Origin of the sequence: Streptomyces sp. NBC_01476 (assembly GCF_036227265.1) — a bacterium.
GTDB lineage: Bacteria > Actinomycetota > Actinomycetes > Streptomycetales > Streptomycetaceae > Actinacidiphila.
Genome location: NZ_CP109446.1, coordinates 7,065,022 through 7,080,633 on the forward strand (window position 1 = coordinate 7,065,022; position 15,612 = coordinate 7,080,633).

The following is a 15,612-nucleotide window of genomic DNA, read 5'->3' on the forward strand; positions in this document are numbered from 1 at the left end:
GCCTGTCCTTCATTTTCGAGCGCGAGCCCCAACCGTCAGCACCGTGGGCTGAGACCTCACCGTCGACACTCCCAGGATTGTCCTTGTGGCCGCGTCGTATCGCGCGCCGTCGAGGCCCGTTCCCCAAACCCACAGAAGCCAGGTACACATCATGAGCAGTATCAGCATCCTCGGCCTCGGGACCTACGCCCGCGCCCTCGGCACCCTCGGGGTCAAAGCCGGCAACACCGTCGAGGTCATCGGCCGTGATCCCGCGAAGGCCGCCGATCTGGCTCGCGAGCTCGGCGGCGGCGCCACGGCCGGAACATTCGGTGCCGCCCCGGCCGGCGACATCGTGATCCTCGCTGTCCCCTACGCCAGTGCCGTGCCCGTCGTCGCTCAGTACGGGGACGCGCTGGCCGGCAAGGTCGTCATCGACATCTCCAACACCTTCACCGCCGCCGACTCCACCGAGCTGGTCACCCCTGAGGGTTCTTCCGGCGCGCAGGAGATCGCCAAGGCCGTCCCGGCGAGCGCGCACGTCGTGAAGGCGTTCAACACCGTCTTCGCCCACGTTCTGGTCCTGGGCCCCCCGCTGGACGTGTTCTTCGCCGGCGACGACGCGCGGGCCAAGGCGAGCGTGTCAGCGTTCATCGAGAGCCTCGGGCTGCGCCCGCTGGATGTCGGCAGCCTGGAGATGGCGCACTGGCTGGAAGGGGCGGGTCTGCTGATGATGGGCCTCGCCGGCCACGGCGCGGGCTTCAACATCGCCCTCGGCGTCGACCTTCTCAGCTGAGCGCACCCGCGCCCGCCCGCCTCGCCCCTCCCACGGGCGGAGGTCCCACCACCACCATTTCTTCGGCCCCATCACTCACAGGAGCAGTGGCATGCGCGTGTTCGTCACTGGCGGGACCGGCCATTTCGGTTCGTACATCATCCCTGAACTCATCGCCGCCGGGCACGAGGTCACCGGCCTGGCCCGGTCGGACACAGCCGCGGCGGCGGTGTCCGCGCTCGGCGCCAAGGTGCGCCGCGGCGACCTCCAGGACCTCGAAGGGCTCATGGAGGCGGCCGCGGATTCCGACGGCGTCATCCACGTCGCGCACCGGCAGGACCTGCTTCCGTTCGGCGGGATGGACGCCGTGTCCGCCGCGGAACTCCCGGTCATGCTCGCGTACGGCGAAGCGCTCGCGGGCACCGGAAAGCCGCTGGTCGCGGCGGGGAGCATAGGCTCGTCCGGGCAGCTGGGCCGGCCGGCCACCGAGGAGGACCCGGCCCTTCCCGTCGGCGACGAGCACAAGGGCACCCTGCGGGTCCGCAATGTCGTGGAAACCGCCATCGTCGGCCTCGCTGAGCGGGGAGTGCGGTCGTCGGTCGTGCGGATCGCCAACATCGCGCACAGCACGACCGATCGTGCCGGCTTCCTCCCCACGCTGATCGCGCTCGCGAGGGAGAAGGGCTTCGCCGGCTACCCCGGAGACGGCTCGAACCTGTGGAACGCCGTGCACGCCCGCGATGCCGCCACTTTGTTCCGCCTGGCGCTGGAGAAGGGCCCGGCCGGCAGATACTGGCACGCGGTTGGGGACGGGGGCATCCCGCTCCGCGAGATCGCCGAGGCCATCGCCGGCCGCCTGGGCCTGCCCGCCGTGAGCGTTCCCGTAGACGAACTGATGGTGCCGGGATACTTCGGGTTCCTCGCGAACATCGTCACGCAGAGCTATCCGGCGTCCAACCTCATCACCCGCCGGGACCTCGGCTGGGAACCCGCTCAGCCCGGCCTGCTCGCCGATCTGGACAACGGCCAGTACTTCCCCGCCGGCTGACGGCAGGGACCCGGACCGCAACGAGTCCGGCACATGGCCAGGGTCCGGCGCTTCCGGAGGGACGCCGGGAAGACGGTGGGATTCATCGGAAGCGGACACATCGGCAGTACCGTCGCGCGGCTCGCCATCGAGGCCCGGCACCAGATCGTGCTCAGCAACTCACGCGGTCCCGAATCGCTCGCGGACGCGCTCGCGGAACTGGGGCCGCGGGCGTCCGCCGCGACGAGCGGGAGTGTTCCGGACCGGCTGGGTGCGTGGACAGGGAGTCCGCGGGATCCGTCAGTGACGCGGCCGCCGATGAAAGGCCGGCAGTCGCCACCCCGGCCACGGCGCCGGATCAAAGGTCGAGCTGGTAGGTGGGTGCCTCGGAGCTCAGCTGCGGGGCGGAAGCGAAGAGGTTGAGGCCCAGCGCGCCGGACAGGTAGTGGGTCGCCCGTTGTCCGCGGACGCTGTTGCCGGCCGGGTCCAGACCGGGGGAGAACACGGCCAGCCCGCCCTTGCCGGGAGCGACGGTCAGGATGCCGCCGGACACCCCGCTCTTGCCCGGCATGCCGATCTCGTAGAGCCAGTCGCCGCTGCGCTCGTACAGGCCGGAGGAGGCCAGCGCGGCCAGCGTGTCGCGGCACACCGCGGCGTCGACGACCTGGTCGCCGGTGAGGGGATTGACCCCGCCGGCGGCGAGGGTGGCCCCCATGACGGCCAGGTCGCGGGTGGTCACCGAGAGGGAGCACTGCTTGGTGTAGACATCCGTGGTCTCGATCGGATCCCAGCCGAGGCGCCCGTAACTGTCGAGCAGCCGGGCGATCGACTCGTTGCGCTGGTTGGAGGCCGCCTCCGACGCGTACACCCGCATGTCCAGGTCGAGTTCACGGCCGGCGAACCGGGACAGTCCGCGGTGGACGAAGTCCCAGCGCTCGGCGGCGTCCGCTCCCGGGACCAGGCTCGTGGTGGCGAGTGCGCCGGCGTTGACCATCGGATTCATCGGGCTGCCGTGATTGAGCTCGATGGCCAGGATGGAGTTGAACGGCAGGCCGGTGTTGTTGACCCCCACCCGCTGCCGGACCGACTCGCGCCCGAGGGCCTGGTCCACCAGGGCGAACACGAATGCCTTGGAGATGGACTGGATGGAGAACGGATGCCCGGCGTCGCCGGCCTCGCGAACGCTTCCGTGCCCGTCGGCGACACTGAGTCCGAACAGGCTCGGATCGGTTTCGGCCAGAGCGGGAATGTAGTCCGCCACGCGTCCCGAGGTGTCGTCCCGGAACCGTGCGTAGGCCGCGGCCAGCGCGGCATCCACCGCTTCCGCACCGGGCAGGCTGCCGGTGGAGACAGCCGCCGCCTCATGGACGGGCCCGGCCGAGTCGCCAGGATCGTGGATTACGTCGCCCATGAACGGTGGCTTCCTCTCACGGATCCCCGCAGCTCTGTCCCTGCATGAGAGAGCATTTGCCACATAGTGCCGCAAAGGATCCACCGGCGCGGGTCGGAAGCGGGCCGGGGCGCTCAGCGACGCGACGATTCCGGTGATCGAGTCGCAGCCGCCCCGCCGGTGAGCCGCACCGAGCGGGTGCGCCGCCGGTCACGCCAGGCCCGCCACAGTCGCAGCGGGTAAAGTCCGAACAGCGGAGCGTGTCGACCGAGGGAATCGATGTCCCGGCGGTCGAAAGCCCGGGCATACCGCTCCGCCGCCTCGGCGGTCGGATACCGCTTGTCCCCGGACGCACCGCACTCCCGCAGGCAGCTCCAGAGCAGGGTGCGGCCCTCGTGGGAGAAGCGGTAACGGTGGTCGAGCAGGCGGCAGCGCAGCATTCCGCAGACCATACGCGGAATGAACCGTTCCCGGCTCTTGGGCGCCGCCGGATCGCCCGAATGGACTATTCCGAAAAGAGAGCTGAGGCGACACCTGTGAGCGAGACCGCAACGCTGCGCACCATTCGCACGGACATCCCAGCCCGCCTCGACCGGCTGCCATGGTCGCGCTTCCACTGGCGGATCGTCATCGGCCTGGGCACCGTCTGGATTCTCGACGGCCTTGAGGTGACCATCGTCGGATCGGTGGCCTCCCGGATGACCCAAGAGGGCAGTGGGATCCATATGTCCTCCGCCGACATCGGTACCGCGGCCGGTATCTACGTTGCCGGTGCGTGCGTGGGTGCTTTGTTCTTCGGGCAGCTCACCGACCGGTTCGGCCGCAAGAAACTGTTCATCGTCACACTGGGGCTCTACATCGTGGCCACGCTCGCCACCGCCGTCGCTTTCGCACCCTGGTATTTCTTCCTGGTCCGGTTCTTCACCGGCGCCGGTATCGGCGGCGAATACGCGGCGATCAACTCGGCCATCGACGAACTCATCCCCGCGCGGAACCGGGGTCAGATCGACCTGACGATCAACGGCAGCTACTGGGTGGGAGCCGCGCTCGGGAGCCTGGGGTCACTCATCCTGCTCAACACCTCCTGGGTCAGTCTGCACATCGGCTGGCGGATCGCTTTCGGGATCGGCGGGATCCTGGGAGTGGGCATCATGATCGTGCGCCGCCATGTCCCCGAGAGCCCCCGATGGCTCTTCATCCACGGCCGGGAACAGGAAGCCGAGCGGATCGTGGACCGGATCGAGAACGAGGTGCGGGCCGAGACGCAGCAGGAGCTGCCGCCGCCGCAGCAGACCATCACGGTGCGGCAGCGGCGCGTGATCCCGTTCCGGGAGATCGCCCGGGGAGCCGCCCAGCGCTACCCCCGGCGGGCGCTGCTTGGCCTGGCCCTCTTCGTGGGCCAGGCCTTCCTGTACAACGCGGTGACCTTCAATCTCGGCACCATCCTCAGCGGCTTCTTCGGCGTGGACTCGGGCCAGGTGCCCTATTTCATGGTGATCTTCGCGGTCAGCAACTTCCTCGGACCGCTGCTGCTCGGCCGGCTCTTCGACACGGTCGGGCGGAAGCCCATGATCATGGCGACCTACTTCGGGTCGGCGATCGTCACCGCCGTCCTCGCGGCGCTGCTGATGAACAACAACCTGACCGACTGGTCCTTCTTCGCCCTCGTCCTGGTGACCTTCTTCATCGCCTCGGCGGGAGCCAGCTCCGCGTACCTGACGGTCAGCGAGGTCTTCCCGATGGAGAGCCGGGCGCTGTGCATCGCTCTGTTCTTCGCGGTGGGGACGGCCGTCGGCGGTATCACAGGTCCGCTGCTCTTCGGCCAGTTCATCGACAGCGGAAGCAGGAACCTCGTCGCCGTCGGCTTCCTGATCGGCGCGGGCGCCATGCTGCTGGGCGGTCTGGCGGAGATGTTCTTCGGCGTGCGCGCGGAGCAGCAGTCGCTGGAGAACATCGCCCGCCCGCTCACCGCCGAAGAGGCCGAGGCCGAGTCCGAAGGACGCGCACCCGCCCCGCAGCCGGATCTCAGCGCGCGCGGCACCCGGATCGCGGAACGCAAGGTCCGGCAGAGCCGACGGGAACGCGCCGGTGGCCGCCGCTACGCCCCCGGTGTCGGCAGTTCCTTCTACTCCCCGGGGCTGGTCGGCACCGGAGGGCAGAACAGCCGTACGGCCGCGATGGCGGACGAGGCCGAGGACCGGGAGATCGAAGAGCTGTCGGACGCGCTCCGCGCGAACGGGACGATGGGCCGAGCCGCACTCGAAAAGCTGGTGAAAGGCAAGAGCTGGGGCCCCGGCCGTTTCCGCAGAGCCCTCGGCGAAGCGGTCTTCGAGTCCCGGGCGCAGCGGACCTCCGCCGATGCGTACTCCCCACCGGAGCGCGGGAGCGATTCCTGATCGCATCGTCAAGCGGCCTGTGGAACGGGCGGCGACATTCCCCCGGACCGGGACTACAGGCCCGGCTCACCCCAAGACAGGGAAAGGAACTCACGATGGTTGACACAGGTTTCTCCTCGTTCGACGTGATGGTGGACAAGGCGAATCACGTCCTCAAGGAGATCGAGCACGCCTACGGGTGGCCCAAGGATCGCCGGAAGCAGTCTTACGCCGCCCTGCGAGCGGTGCTGCACCCGTTTCGGGACCGCTTGACGGTCGAGGAGAACGCCCAATTCGGCGCCCAGCTTCCGACGCTGCTGCGGGGCATCTACTACGACGGGTGGAAGCCCTCCGAAACACCGCTGAAGTTGAGCAGGGACGAATTCTTCGCCCGCGTCCGGGAGAACTTCCCCTATGCGATCGAAGGCGACACCGAGCAACTGGCACGCACGGTCCTCAAGGCACTGCAGCAGTACGTCAGCAGCGGAGAGTGGGATGACCTGAAGGCCGTTTTCCCCGGTTCACTGGCCGCCATCTTTCCGCAGCCCTGACGGCCCGCGGCGAACGGGACAGCCAGGCGTTCCGGCCCTGGATCGGCCGCGACTCAGCGGGGTGGGTCGAGCACGTTGCGGATGCGGGTGGCGATGTGCAGGTTGAGGCGGGTCTCGACGTCGCTGAGGTCATGGCCGGTGATCTCGCGGATGCGCTGGAGGCGGTAGCGGACGGTGCTGCGGTGGATGAGCAGCGTCTCGGAGGTTGTGTCGTAGCTGCCGCCGCTCTCCAGGTAGCGCGAGAGGGTCATCACCAGCTCGGTGTGGTGGCGGGCGTCGTAGTCCAGCAGTCGGCCCAGCCACTCACGGACGAAGCGGTCGGCCTCCCGTTCGCCGTCGCCGGTGCCCATCATGCGGTACAGGCCCAGCTCCTCGAAGCTGGTGCTGCCGTACTGGTCCTGGGAGTGGCGGCGGACGGTGAGGGCACGGACGGCCTCGTCGTAGGAGTGCGGCAGATCGGTGAGGTCGTCGCAGTGGCCGCCGACCCCGATCGCGCCGGCCCGGGTGCCGAGTTCGTCCGAGACGGCCCGGTACAGCTCGTCTCCCGGATCACGCCGGTCCTCACCGGCCACCAGGACGACCGTGGCCGCGCCGCGGGAGCCGACGAGCACGTCCCGGCGCAGCCGCCCGGCCGCCCGTGCCACCGCGTCGCCGAGGGCTGCCCCATGGGCCGTCCCGGGCCATTCCATGACGGCGACCCTGTGCTGCCGGTGCAGGTCGTGGCCGAGGACCGCTGCCTGGGTGAAGACGTCATCGGCGACCTCACCGGAGATGAGCCGGTCGACCAGCTCGCGGCGCAGTTGCGGCTCCAGCTCGGCCAGTCTGCGCTCGTGGGAGAGCAGGGGGGCCAGCACCAGTGCGGCCTGTTCGAGCGCCGAGGTGTCCGTGTCCGCCGCCCGGCGGTCCGGATCGAACAGCGCCACGGCGCCGAGCGGATCGCCGGCCATCTCGATGGGGACGACCAGCCGGTCCCGGTCCCGGACGGCGCCGGGGCGGCACCGCGCGCGGTGCATCAGGGTGTCCCGGCGCCGGCTTTCCGGTCCCGGGCGCGGTCCACTGCCGGGTCCTGTCCGGGGTTCGTCCCGGCGGGGACCGGCCCAGGCCCGCGTGTTGCCGAAGCGGTCCTCGGTGAGGGCCGCGAGTCCCGTGTGGTCGTGCAGGGCCTGCAGGATTCCCTGCTCGCCCCGGCCGGAGGCGGCGGCACGGGAGAGCGCGTCCTGGGCGGCGAGCCGCGAGGCCAGGGCGGAGACGGTCGCGCCGGGTCCTGCGGTGGGTGAGGCGCCCCCGGTCCCCCGTAGGTTCCCCGTCCCTGGCAGGTCCCCGGTCCCCGGCGTGCTCGCCGGCTCGACGCGGGCCGGCGAGCCCCGATGCCCGGTGAGGCGCGCGAGGGCGTTCCCGGTCTGCTGTGCGAGCAGATCGGTCAGGGCGGTCTCCTCGGCCGAGGGCGTGGTCAGGGACCGGACGACGAGATAGCCGAGGCACTGGTCCCGGTAGCGCAGCGCGATGGCTCGTGCCCACGGCGTGCCCGGCTCGTGCAGGTGCCGGCTGCGGCCGTCCAGGGCGTCGATCCGCCGGTCGAGCCGGTCGGCGGCCACCGCGTCGGCGACGGCCGCTTCAGCCGGGGCCTCGCCGGTGGGGTCCGCCGCCGGTTTCCCGGCCGCCGCGCTCCTCGGCCGGGCGCCGGCGGAGGCGGCCACCCGGCGCGGTGGGCAGCGCCGCGCCAGACCGTCGTGCACGGTGTAGGCCGCTTCTGCGGTGAAAGGGCCGGTGGCGGCGATCGCCGCCATGCCTCCCCACAGCACCTCGCGCTCGTCCTCGCCGTCGAGCATGACCGTCACCAGCCGTAGCAGTGCGTGCCGTGCGGCCCCCGGCTGCGGGATGGGGTGGCGGGGCCCGGCGGTCGGAAAGGGAACAGCGTCCATCGCAGGTCCATTCGCGGCTCGACAGCGGCTTCCCCCTTTTTCACGCTACGCCGCTCGGCACGGGGTCTCACCTGCGAGCCGTGCCGCGTCCCCGTCCTCGCGGGCCGGAACGGCGTCGCGGATTGGTCCTGCCGGGGCGAAGAAGCGCCCGGCTCCCCGCGCCAGGCTCGTACACGGGTGTGGTGCGCGCCGGTTCGGTATGCCCGGCAGCCCGCAGACCGGTTCCGCGTCGCGACGGAGGAGATTCACATGGCGAAGGCAGTAGGCATCGACCTCGGTACCACCAACTCGGTCATCGCGGTCTGGGAAGGTGGTGAGCCCTCCGTGGTCCCGAACAGCGAGGGCGCCAGGACCACCCCGTCGGTGGTCGCTTTTTCCGATGACGGCGAGCGGCTGGTCGGGCAGCTCGCGCGCCGGCAGTCGATCCTCAACCCCAAAGGCACCATCACCTCCGCCAAGCGGTTCATCGGACGTCGCTACGACGAGATCTCCGACGAGGCCAAGGCGGTCTCGTTCGACGTGGTCGAGGGACCCGGCGGGGTGGCCCGCTTCGAGGTGAACGGCAAGCAGTACGCGCCGGAGGAGATCAGCGCGCAGGTGCTGCGCAAGCTGGCCGACGACGCCGGGAAGTCGCTCGGCGAGAAGGTGACCGAGGCGGTCATCACCGTACCGGCGTACTTCAACGACGCTCAGCGCCAGGCCACCAAGGACGCCGGGAAGATCGCCGGCCTGGAAGTCCTGCGGATCATCAACGAGCCGACCGCCGCGGCGCTGGCCTACGGGCTGGACAAGAAGGGCCACGAGACGGTCATGGTCTTCGACCTCGGCGGCGGCACCTTCGACGTCAGCCTGCTGGACGTCGGCGACGGCGTGGTGGAGGTGCGCGCCACGGCGGGCGACTCCCACCTGGGCGGCGACGACTTCGACCGCCGGCTGGTGGACCACTTGGCGGACGGTTTCCAGAAGGCCGAGGGCATCGACCTGCGCAAGGACCCGCAGGCGTTGCAGCGCCTGTTCGAGGCGGCCGAGAAGGCGAAGACCGAGCTGAGTTCGGTCAGCCAGACCCAGGTGAGCCTGCCGTTCATCACGGCGGACGCCTCCGGGCCGAAGCATCTCACCGAGACGGTCCGCCGCTCCACCTTCGAGCAGATCACCTCGGACCTGGTGGAGCGCTGTCTCGAACCGGTCAGGACGGCGATGAGCGACGCCAAGGTCACCGACAACGACATCGACGAGGTCATCCTCGTCGGTGGCTCGACCCGCATCCCGGCCGTGCAGAACCTGGTCCGCCGGATGACCGGCGGCAAGGACCCGAACATGAGCGTCAACCCGGACGAGGTGGTGGCGCTGGGCGCCGCGATCCAGGCCGGCGTGCTCAAGGGCGAGGTCAAGGACGTCCTGCTGCTGGACGTCACCCCGCTGTCGCTGGGCGTCGAGACGGCCGGCGGCGTGATGACCAAGATCATCGAGCGGAACACCACCATCCCCGCCCGCCGGTCCGAGACCTTCTCCACAGCCGAGGACAACCAGCCGGCCGTGGACATCGTCGTGCTCCAGGGCGAACGCGAACTGGCAGCCGACAACAGGGTGCTGGGCCGCTTCCGGCTGGAGAACCTGCGGCCGGCCCGGCGCGGGGAGACCCAGATCGACGTCACTTTCGACATCGACGCCAACGGCATCCTCAAGGTCAGCGCCAAGGACCGCGACACCGGCGCCGAGCAGTCGATCACCATCAGCGAGGGCTCCAACCTCGACCCGTCCGAGGTCGAGCGGATGATCAACGAGGCCGAGAGCAACCGCACCAGCGACCTGGCCCTGCGCGAGGCCATCGACGCCCGCAACGAGCTCGACGCCGCCGCTTACCAGGTGGAGCGCCGGCTGGATGACCTCGGCGACGCCGCACCGGAGCATGAGCGCGCCCGCGCCCAACTGCTCATCGACGAGGCGCGTACCGCCGTCAAGGAGGAGGCGCCGGCGGATCGTTCCCGGAGCCTGACCTCCGAACTCCAGCAGATCTACGCGGCGCTGGCCACCCACGCCGCAGGACCGGGCGGGGCCGGGGGTGAAGCCCAGCCCGGCGCGGCGCCCGGCCAGGGGCCCGAGGGCGGCTCCCCGAACGGCGGCGACGACGTCATCGACGCCGATTTCGACAAGAGCTGAGGCGGCGCCATGTCGGATCAGGAACAGACGCGTCCCGCCGAGGACCGCTCCCCGCCCGAGCCCGAGCAGACGCCGCCCGAGCGGACACCCGCAGCGCAGACGACCCCGCAGGCACCCGGAGCCGGGGCGCAGGACGAGGCACCCGCCCGCCGCAGCCCCGAGGTGGAGGAACTGGAGGACCGGTGGCGGCGGGCCCTCGCCGACCTGGACAATCTCCGTAAGCGCTACGCCCGTGAACTTCCCCGGGAACGGGAGGCCGAGCGGGCCAGGGTGGCCGCGGCGTTCCTCCCGGTCGTCGACAACCTCGAACTGGCCCTCGCCCACGCGGGCGCCGACGACCCCGGTGCGATCGTCAGCGGAGTCCGGGCGGTACGCGACCAGGCCGTCGAGGTGCTGCGAAACCTCGGCTATCCCCGCTACGAGGAGACCGGCGTCCCCTTCCACCCCGAGCGGCACGAGGTGGTGTCCGTGGTGGACGAACCTGACACACCTTCGGGCACCGTCGTCCAGGTGCTGCGGCCCGGCTACGGCGAACCCGGTCACCAGCTGCGGCCGGCCGCGGTAGCGGTCAGCCGCAAGCAGGAGTGAGGCCGCCATGGCAGACGACTACTACGAGGTGCTGGGCGTTCCCCGCACCGCAGACGCCGCCGAGATCCAGCAGGCGTTCCGTACCCTGGCCCGCCGCTACCACCCGGACGTCAACCGCGACCCGTCCGCCGAGGAGCGCTTCAAGCAGATCAATGAGGCATACAGCGTGCTGTCCGACCCCGACACCCGGTCCCGCTACGACCGCTTCGGCCCCGACTTCCGGCAGATTCCGGAGGACTACGACGAGCGGGTCGCGGCCGGCCAGGGCTTCGGCGGCGGAGCGGGCGCGTACCGCGGCAGTCCCTTCGGAGGCGCCCGGGGCGCCGACCGGGCAGGCGCCCGGACCTGGACGGACACCGGCTTCGACACCTCCGGGGTGGATTTCGAGGATCTCTTCGGAGGCATGTTCGGCGGCCGGGCCGGAGGCGCAGGGCGGGGCGGCCCGATCCCCGGCGCGGACCAAGAGGCCGAACTCACGCTCAGCGTGGAGGAGGCGTACCGCGGCGGCCGGCGGAAGATCACCCTCGGCGGGCCCGGCGGGGAACGCAGCTACGACGTCACCATTCCGGCCGGCGTCGTCGACGGGCAGCGCATCCGGCTCGCGGGGGAGGGCGGCCGGGGCCGCGGCCCCGGCGCCGCCGGGGACCTCTATCTGGTGGTCCGTATCGCCCCCCACCCCCGCTACCGGCTCATTGGGCGCGACATCCACGTCGATCTGCCGGTCACCGCCTGGGAGGCCGCGCTGGGGGCGACCGTGCCGCTCTCCGGTCCGGGCGGGACGGTCAAGGTGCATGTGCCGCCCGGCACCTCCACCGGCCGCCGGCTGCGGCTGCGCGGCGAGGGGATGCCACACCCCAAAGGTTCCCCCGGTCACCTCTACGCCGAAATCCAGGTGATGGTGCCACCCTCGCCCAGCCCGCGCGAGCGTGAGCTGTTCGAGGAACTGGCCGCCGTCTCCTCCTTCGACCCGAGGAAGCAGACATGAGAGCCCAACACCGTTCTCCCGCCCAAGGCGCCGGACAGCCCACGAGGGCTGCCTATCCGCTGGTGCGCGTCCACCGGACCGGTCCCAGCCCCTATCAGCTCCCCATGGCCAAAGTGGCCAGCCGGAGCGGACTGCCGCCCGAACTCGTCAGCCGCTTCGTGGCCCTCGGGCTGGTGGACGCCGAGCGTGACGCCCGGGGCCGGCTGTGGTTCCGGCCGAGCGCGCCGTCGGCCATCGCCCGGGTGCAGCGGCTGCGGGACGGACTGTGCCTCAACTACGCGGCCATCGGCGTCGTCCTGGACCTGCTCGACCGTATCGAACGCCTGGAAACCGTACTGCGGCACAGCGAACGAGCCGCCAAGGAGCCCACACCATGGACATGAACCGCCTCACCCAGAAGTCCCAGGAAGCGCTGCAGGAGGCGCAGAGCGTCGCGGTGCGGATGGGCCAGACCGAGGTCGACGGGGAGCACCTGCTGCTTTCCCTGCTCGATCAGCAGGATGGCCTGACCACCCGTCTGCTGGCCGACGCCGGCGCCGACCCGGCCGCCCTGCGGGCCGCAGTCGAGGCCGATCTCGCCAAACGCCCCCGCACGACCGGTCCGGGCGCGGCCCCCGGCCAGGTGATGGTGACCCAGCGGCTGGCCCGGCTGCTCGACACCGCCGAGCAGGAGGCCAAGCGGCTCAAGGACGAGTACGTCTCCACCGAGCACCTGGTACTGGCACTGGTGGACGAGGGTTCGGCCACCGCGGCCGGCCGGCGGCTCGGCGAACAGGGCGTCACCAAGGACTCCTTCCTTGCCGCCCTCACCACGGTGCGCGGGAATCAGCGGGTCACCTCCGCCAATCCGGAGGAGGCGTACGAGGCCCTGGAGAAGTACGGTCGCGACCTCGTCGTCGAGGCCCGCACCGGCCGCCTCGACCCGGTGATCGGCCGGGACGCCGAGATCCGCCGGGTGATCCAGATCCTCAGCCGCAAGAGCAAGAACAACCCGGTCCTGATCGGCGAACCGGGCGTCGGCAAGACCGCCATCGTCGAGGGCCTGGCCCAGCGGATCGTACGCGGCGACGTGCCCGAGGGGCTGCGGGACAAGACGGTGTTCTCGCTCGACATGGGGTCGCTGGTGGCCGGGGCGAAGTACCGCGGCGAGTTCGAGGAGCGCCTCAAGGCCGTTCTGTCGGAGGTCAAGGGCGCCGAGGGCCGCATCCTGCTGTTCGTGGACGAGCTGCACACCGTCGTCGGGGCCGGCGCCGCCGAGGGTGCGATGGACGCGGGCAACATGCTCAAGCCGATGCTGGCTCGCGGCGAGCTGCACATGATCGGCGCCACCACGCTGGACGAGTACCGCAAACACATCGAGTCCGACGCCGCCCTGGAGCGCCGCTTCCAGACCGTCCAGGTGGACGAGCCGACCGTCGAGGACGCCATCTCCATCCTGCGCGGCATCCGCGAGCGACTGGAGATCTTCCACGGCGTGAAGATCCAGGACAACGCCCTGGTCGCCGCCGCCACCCTCAGCCACCGCTACATCAGCGACCGCTTCCTCCCGGACAAGGCCATCGACCTGGTCGACGAGGCCTGTGCGCGGCTGCGGACCGAGATCGACTCCATGCCCGCCGAACTCGACGAACTCACCCGCCGGGCAACCCGCCTGGAGATCGAGGAGGCCGCGCTGGACCAGGAGACCGACCCGGCCAGCCGCGCCCGCCTGGAGGACCTGCGGCGTGAACTGGCCGACCTGCGCGGTGAGGTGGACGCCAAACATGCCCAGTGGGAGGCCGAACGCCAGGCCATCCGCAGGGTCCAGGAACTGCGCCAGGAACTGGAACGCGCCCGGCAGGAGGCCGAGCAGGCCGAACGCGCCTACGACCTCAACCGGGCCGCCCAGCTGCGCTACGGAACCGTCAGCGAACTGGAACGCCGGCTGGCCGCCGAGGAAGAACAGCTCGCCAGTAAGCAGGGCGAGAGCCGGCTGCTGCGCGAGGTGGTGACCGCCGAGGAGATCGCCGAGATCGTCTCCGCGTGGACCGGCATCCCCGTCACCCGCCTTCAGGAGGGCGAACGGCAGAAGCTGCTCAAGCTGGACGAGATCCTGCGCGAGCGGGTCGTGGGCCAGGACGAGGCCGTCCAGCTCGTCGCCGACGCGGTCATACGGGCCCGCTCCGGAGTACGCGACCCGCGCCGGCCGATCGGCTCGTTCATCTTCCTCGGCCCGACCGGCGTCGGAAAGACCGAGCTGGCCAAGACGCTGGCCGCAGCGCTGTTCGACAGCGAGAGCAACATGATCCGCCTCGACATGAGCGAGTACCAGGAACGCCACACCGTCAGCCGCCTCGTCGGCGCGCCGCCCGGATACGTAGGCTACGAGGAAGGCGGCCAGCTCACCGAGGCGGTGCGCCGCAAGCCGTACTCCGTCGTCCTGTTCGACGAGATCGAGAAGGCGCACGCCGACGTCTTCAACACGCTGCTCCAGGTGCTGGACGACGGCAGGATCACCGACGCCCAGGGACGTACCGTCGACTTCCGCAACACCGTGATCATCATGACCTCCAACCTCGGGTCGCAGTACCTGCTCCAGGACGCCACCCAGGCCGGCGAGATCAAGCCCGAGGCGCGGGCGCTGGTGATGACCGAGCTCAACGGCCATTTCCGCCCCGAGTTCCTCAACCGTGTCGACGACATCGTCCTCTTCCACCCGCTCGGCATCGCGCAGATCGAGCGCATCGTCGATCTGCTCCTCGCCGAGCTGCGCGACCGCCTCGCCGAGCAGCGCATCACGCTCGTCCTCACCGAGCCGGCCCGGCATCTGATCGCCGCCGAGGGATACGACCCGGTCTACGGAGCCAGGCCGCTGCGCCGCTTCATCTCGCACGAGGTCGAGACCAGGATCGGCCGCGCGCTGCTCAGCGGCGAGGCACGCGAAGGCGTGACCATCCTGGTCGACGCCGTGGGCGGCGAACTGACCGTCACCCTCCAGGACGAGCCGCAGGAGCCGTGATGAGTACTTCTCCAGAAGGCCGCGCCGGCAGCGCCGGCAGTGGCGGCACTACCGACCGCGCCGGGAACTCGGTGCGGACGGTCGCCTGCACCAACTGCGGCCGGACGAACCGCGTACCCGCCGCGGCGGAGGGCAGCCCGCGCTGCGGAAACTGCCGGGCCCCGCTGCCGTGGATCGCCGAAGCGGGCGACGCCGACTTCGGCCAGGTCGCCGAGGAGGCGAGCCTGCCCGTGCTGGTCGACCTCTGGGCCACCTGGTGCGGCCCCTGCCGCATGGTGAGCCCCGCCCTCGAACAGGTCGCCAGGGACCTGGCAGGCCGGATCAAGCTCGTGAAGGTCGACATCGACAAGTCCCCGTCCCTGGCACGGCGGTTCGAGGTCCAAGCCGTACCCACTCTGCTGGTTCTCGACCACGGCAGGCCCATCGCCCGCCAGACCGGCGCCGCGCCCGCGAACGCGCTGCGCCAGTGGGTGGACGAGTCGCTGTCGGCGTCCCACGGACCAGCCGATCCCGCCTCCGGGAGGCCGCGATGACCGTTCTTCCTGATCTTCCCGACCCGCACCTGTCCATGGTCCGGCCCGTGGTGCCCAGGACACCGCAGGGCTGCGAGGACTGCCTGCGCGAGGGGACCGCGTGGGTCCACCTGCGCCTCTGCCTGACCTGCGGCCACGTCGGCTGCTGCGACTCCTCGCCGATGCGGCACGCCCGTGGTCACGCGGCGGCCGACGGGCACCCGATCGTGCGCTCGTTCGAGCCGGGCGAGGACTGGCGGTGGTGTTTCGTGCACGAGGCGATGGTCTGAACCCGGCGGCCCGCCCGGTGCATCGTCCAGTGCCCCGCATCCGCGGGTGCTTCCGCCGCT

At 70.7% G+C, this 15,612-nt stretch carries 15 protein-coding genes; 12 read left to right on the top strand and 3 right to left on the bottom strand.

Going from position 1 to position 15,612, the window contains the following annotated elements:
* The first annotated feature begins 151 nt into the window (after window positions 1–151).
* The 3 genes from OG552_RS30610 to OG552_RS36535 all read left to right on the top strand — a co-directional run bounded on the left by OG552_RS30610 (window position 152) and on the right by OG552_RS36535 (window position 2,204).
* A complete protein-coding gene (locus tag OG552_RS30610; RefSeq protein WP_329138405.1) occupies window positions 152–775 on the top strand; it encodes an NADPH-dependent F420 reductase in 624 nt (207 codons plus the stop codon).
* Between the two features lie 91 nt (window positions 776–866).
* The gene (locus tag OG552_RS30615) at window positions 867–1,802 is read left to right on the top strand and encodes an SDR family oxidoreductase (RefSeq protein ID WP_329138407.1); all 936 of its coding nucleotides are present in this window, start codon (window positions 867–869) and stop codon (window positions 1,800–1,802) included.
* Window positions 1,803–1,835: 33 nt separating this feature from the next.
* The gene (locus tag OG552_RS36535) at window positions 1,836–2,204 is read left to right on the top strand and encodes an NAD(P)-binding domain-containing protein (protein ID WP_443071078.1); all 369 of its coding nucleotides are present in this window, start codon (window positions 1,836–1,838) and stop codon (window positions 2,202–2,204) included.
* Here the strand turns inward: OG552_RS36535 and glsA are convergent.
* Window positions 2,140–3,192: a glutaminase A gene (glsA, locus tag OG552_RS30625; RefSeq protein ID WP_329138409.1), complete on the bottom strand. Its 1,053-nt coding sequence runs from the start codon at window positions 3,190–3,192 to the stop codon at window positions 2,140–2,142. The genes OG552_RS36535 and glsA overlap by 65 nt on opposite strands.
* A gap of 113 nt (window positions 3,193–3,305) precedes the next feature.
* Window positions 3,306–3,611: a hypothetical protein gene (locus tag OG552_RS30630; protein ID WP_329138411.1), complete on the bottom strand. Its 306-nt coding sequence runs from the start codon at window positions 3,609–3,611 to the stop codon at window positions 3,306–3,308.
* A 96-nt stretch (window positions 3,612–3,707) separates the two neighbouring features.
* On the opposite strand from OG552_RS30630, the gene OG552_RS30635 reads away from it, so the two are divergent.
* The gene (locus tag OG552_RS30635) at window positions 3,708–5,567 is read left to right on the top strand and encodes an MFS transporter (protein ID WP_329138413.1); all 1,860 of its coding nucleotides are present in this window, start codon (window positions 3,708–3,710) and stop codon (window positions 5,565–5,567) included.
* Between the two features lie 95 nt (window positions 5,568–5,662).
* The gene (locus OG552_RS30640) at window positions 5,663–6,097 is read left to right on the top strand and encodes a DUF2267 domain-containing protein (protein ID WP_329138415.1); all 435 of its coding nucleotides are present in this window, start codon (window positions 5,663–5,665) and stop codon (window positions 6,095–6,097) included.
* 53 nt (window positions 6,098–6,150) lie between these two features.
* On the opposite strand, the gene OG552_RS30645 is transcribed toward OG552_RS30640, so the two are convergent.
* Window positions 6,151–8,019 (bottom strand): PucR family transcriptional regulator, encoded by a 1,869-nt coding sequence (locus OG552_RS30645; RefSeq protein WP_329138416.1) that lies wholly within the window; start codon window positions 8,017–8,019, stop codon window positions 6,151–6,153.
* A 249-nt stretch (window positions 8,020–8,268) separates the two neighbouring features.
* Between OG552_RS30645 and dnaK the strand changes: the two genes are divergently transcribed.
* The 7 genes from dnaK (at window position 8,269) to OG552_RS30680 (ending at window position 15,552) form a co-directional block, all read left to right on the top strand.
* Window positions 8,269–10,179 (top strand): molecular chaperone DnaK, encoded by a 1,911-nt coding sequence (gene dnaK, locus OG552_RS30650; RefSeq protein WP_329138418.1) that lies wholly within the window; start codon window positions 8,269–8,271, stop codon window positions 10,177–10,179.
* Between the two features lie 9 nt (window positions 10,180–10,188).
* Complete coding sequence (locus OG552_RS30655) at window positions 10,189–10,767, top strand: nucleotide exchange factor GrpE (protein ID WP_329138420.1); 579 nt, start codon at window positions 10,189–10,191, stop codon at window positions 10,765–10,767.
* 7 nt (window positions 10,768–10,774) lie between these two features.
* A complete protein-coding gene (locus OG552_RS30660) occupies window positions 10,775–11,752 on the top strand; it encodes a DnaJ C-terminal domain-containing protein (protein WP_329138422.1) in 978 nt (325 codons plus the stop codon).
* A gap of 104 nt (window positions 11,753–11,856) precedes the next feature.
* Window positions 11,857–12,135 (top strand): chaperone modulator CbpM, encoded by a 279-nt coding sequence (locus OG552_RS30665; RefSeq protein WP_443071079.1) that lies wholly within the window; start codon window positions 11,857–11,859, stop codon window positions 12,133–12,135.
* Window positions 12,126–14,750: an ATP-dependent chaperone ClpB gene (clpB, locus tag OG552_RS30670; RefSeq protein WP_329138424.1), complete on the top strand. Its 2,625-nt coding sequence runs from the start codon at window positions 12,126–12,128 to the stop codon at window positions 14,748–14,750. The genes OG552_RS30665 and clpB overlap by 10 nt, the downstream gene beginning before the upstream one ends.
* On the top strand, window positions 14,750–15,283 hold the full coding sequence (gene trxA / locus OG552_RS30675) for a thioredoxin (protein ID WP_329138426.1): 534 nt from the start codon (window positions 14,750–14,752) through the stop codon (window positions 15,281–15,283). Before clpB ends, trxA begins: the two co-directional genes overlap by 1 nt.
* The gene (locus OG552_RS30680; RefSeq protein WP_329138428.1) at window positions 15,280–15,552 is read left to right on the top strand and encodes a UBP-type zinc finger domain-containing protein; all 273 of its coding nucleotides are present in this window, start codon (window positions 15,280–15,282) and stop codon (window positions 15,550–15,552) included. The genes trxA and OG552_RS30680 overlap by 4 nt, the downstream gene beginning before the upstream one ends.
* Window positions 15,553–15,612: the final 60 nt, after the last annotated feature.

Excerpts from the sequence above, each read along its gene's own strand:
- OG552_RS30610 (WP_329138405.1), top strand. The coding sequence starts at position 152 with ATGAGCAGTATCAGCATCCTCGGCCTCGGGACCTACGCCCGCGCCCTC.
- OG552_RS30615 (WP_329138407.1), top strand. The coding sequence starts at position 867 with ATGCGCGTGTTCGTCACTGGCGGGACCGGCCATTTCGGTTCGTACATC.
- OG552_RS36535 (WP_443071078.1), top strand. The coding sequence starts at position 1,836 with ATGGCCAGGGTCCGGCGCTTCCGGAGGGACGCCGGGAAGACGGTGGGA.
- glsA (WP_329138409.1), bottom strand. The coding sequence starts at position 3,192 with ATGGGCGACGTAATCCACGATCCTGGCGACTCGGCCGGGCCCGTCCAT.
- OG552_RS30630 (WP_329138411.1), bottom strand. The coding sequence starts at position 3,611 with ATGCTGCGCTGCCGCCTGCTCGACCACCGTTACCGCTTCTCCCACGAG.
- OG552_RS30640 (WP_329138415.1), top strand. The coding sequence starts at position 5,663 with ATGGTTGACACAGGTTTCTCCTCGTTCGACGTGATGGTGGACAAGGCG.
- OG552_RS30645 (WP_329138416.1), bottom strand. The coding sequence starts at position 8,019 with ATGGACGCTGTTCCCTTTCCGACCGCCGGGCCCCGCCACCCCATCCCG.
- dnaK (WP_329138418.1), top strand. The coding sequence starts at position 8,269 with ATGGCGAAGGCAGTAGGCATCGACCTCGGTACCACCAACTCGGTCATC.
- OG552_RS30655 (WP_329138420.1), top strand. The coding sequence starts at position 10,189 with ATGTCGGATCAGGAACAGACGCGTCCCGCCGAGGACCGCTCCCCGCCC.
- OG552_RS30660 (WP_329138422.1), top strand. The coding sequence starts at position 10,775 with ATGGCAGACGACTACTACGAGGTGCTGGGCGTTCCCCGCACCGCAGAC.
- OG552_RS30665 (WP_443071079.1), top strand. The coding sequence starts at position 11,857 with ATGGCCAAAGTGGCCAGCCGGAGCGGACTGCCGCCCGAACTCGTCAGC.
- clpB (WP_329138424.1), top strand. The coding sequence starts at position 12,126 with ATGGACATGAACCGCCTCACCCAGAAGTCCCAGGAAGCGCTGCAGGAG.
- trxA (WP_329138426.1), top strand. The coding sequence starts at position 14,750 with ATGAGTACTTCTCCAGAAGGCCGCGCCGGCAGCGCCGGCAGTGGCGGC.
- OG552_RS30680 (WP_329138428.1), top strand. The coding sequence starts at position 15,280 with ATGACCGTTCTTCCTGATCTTCCCGACCCGCACCTGTCCATGGTCCGG.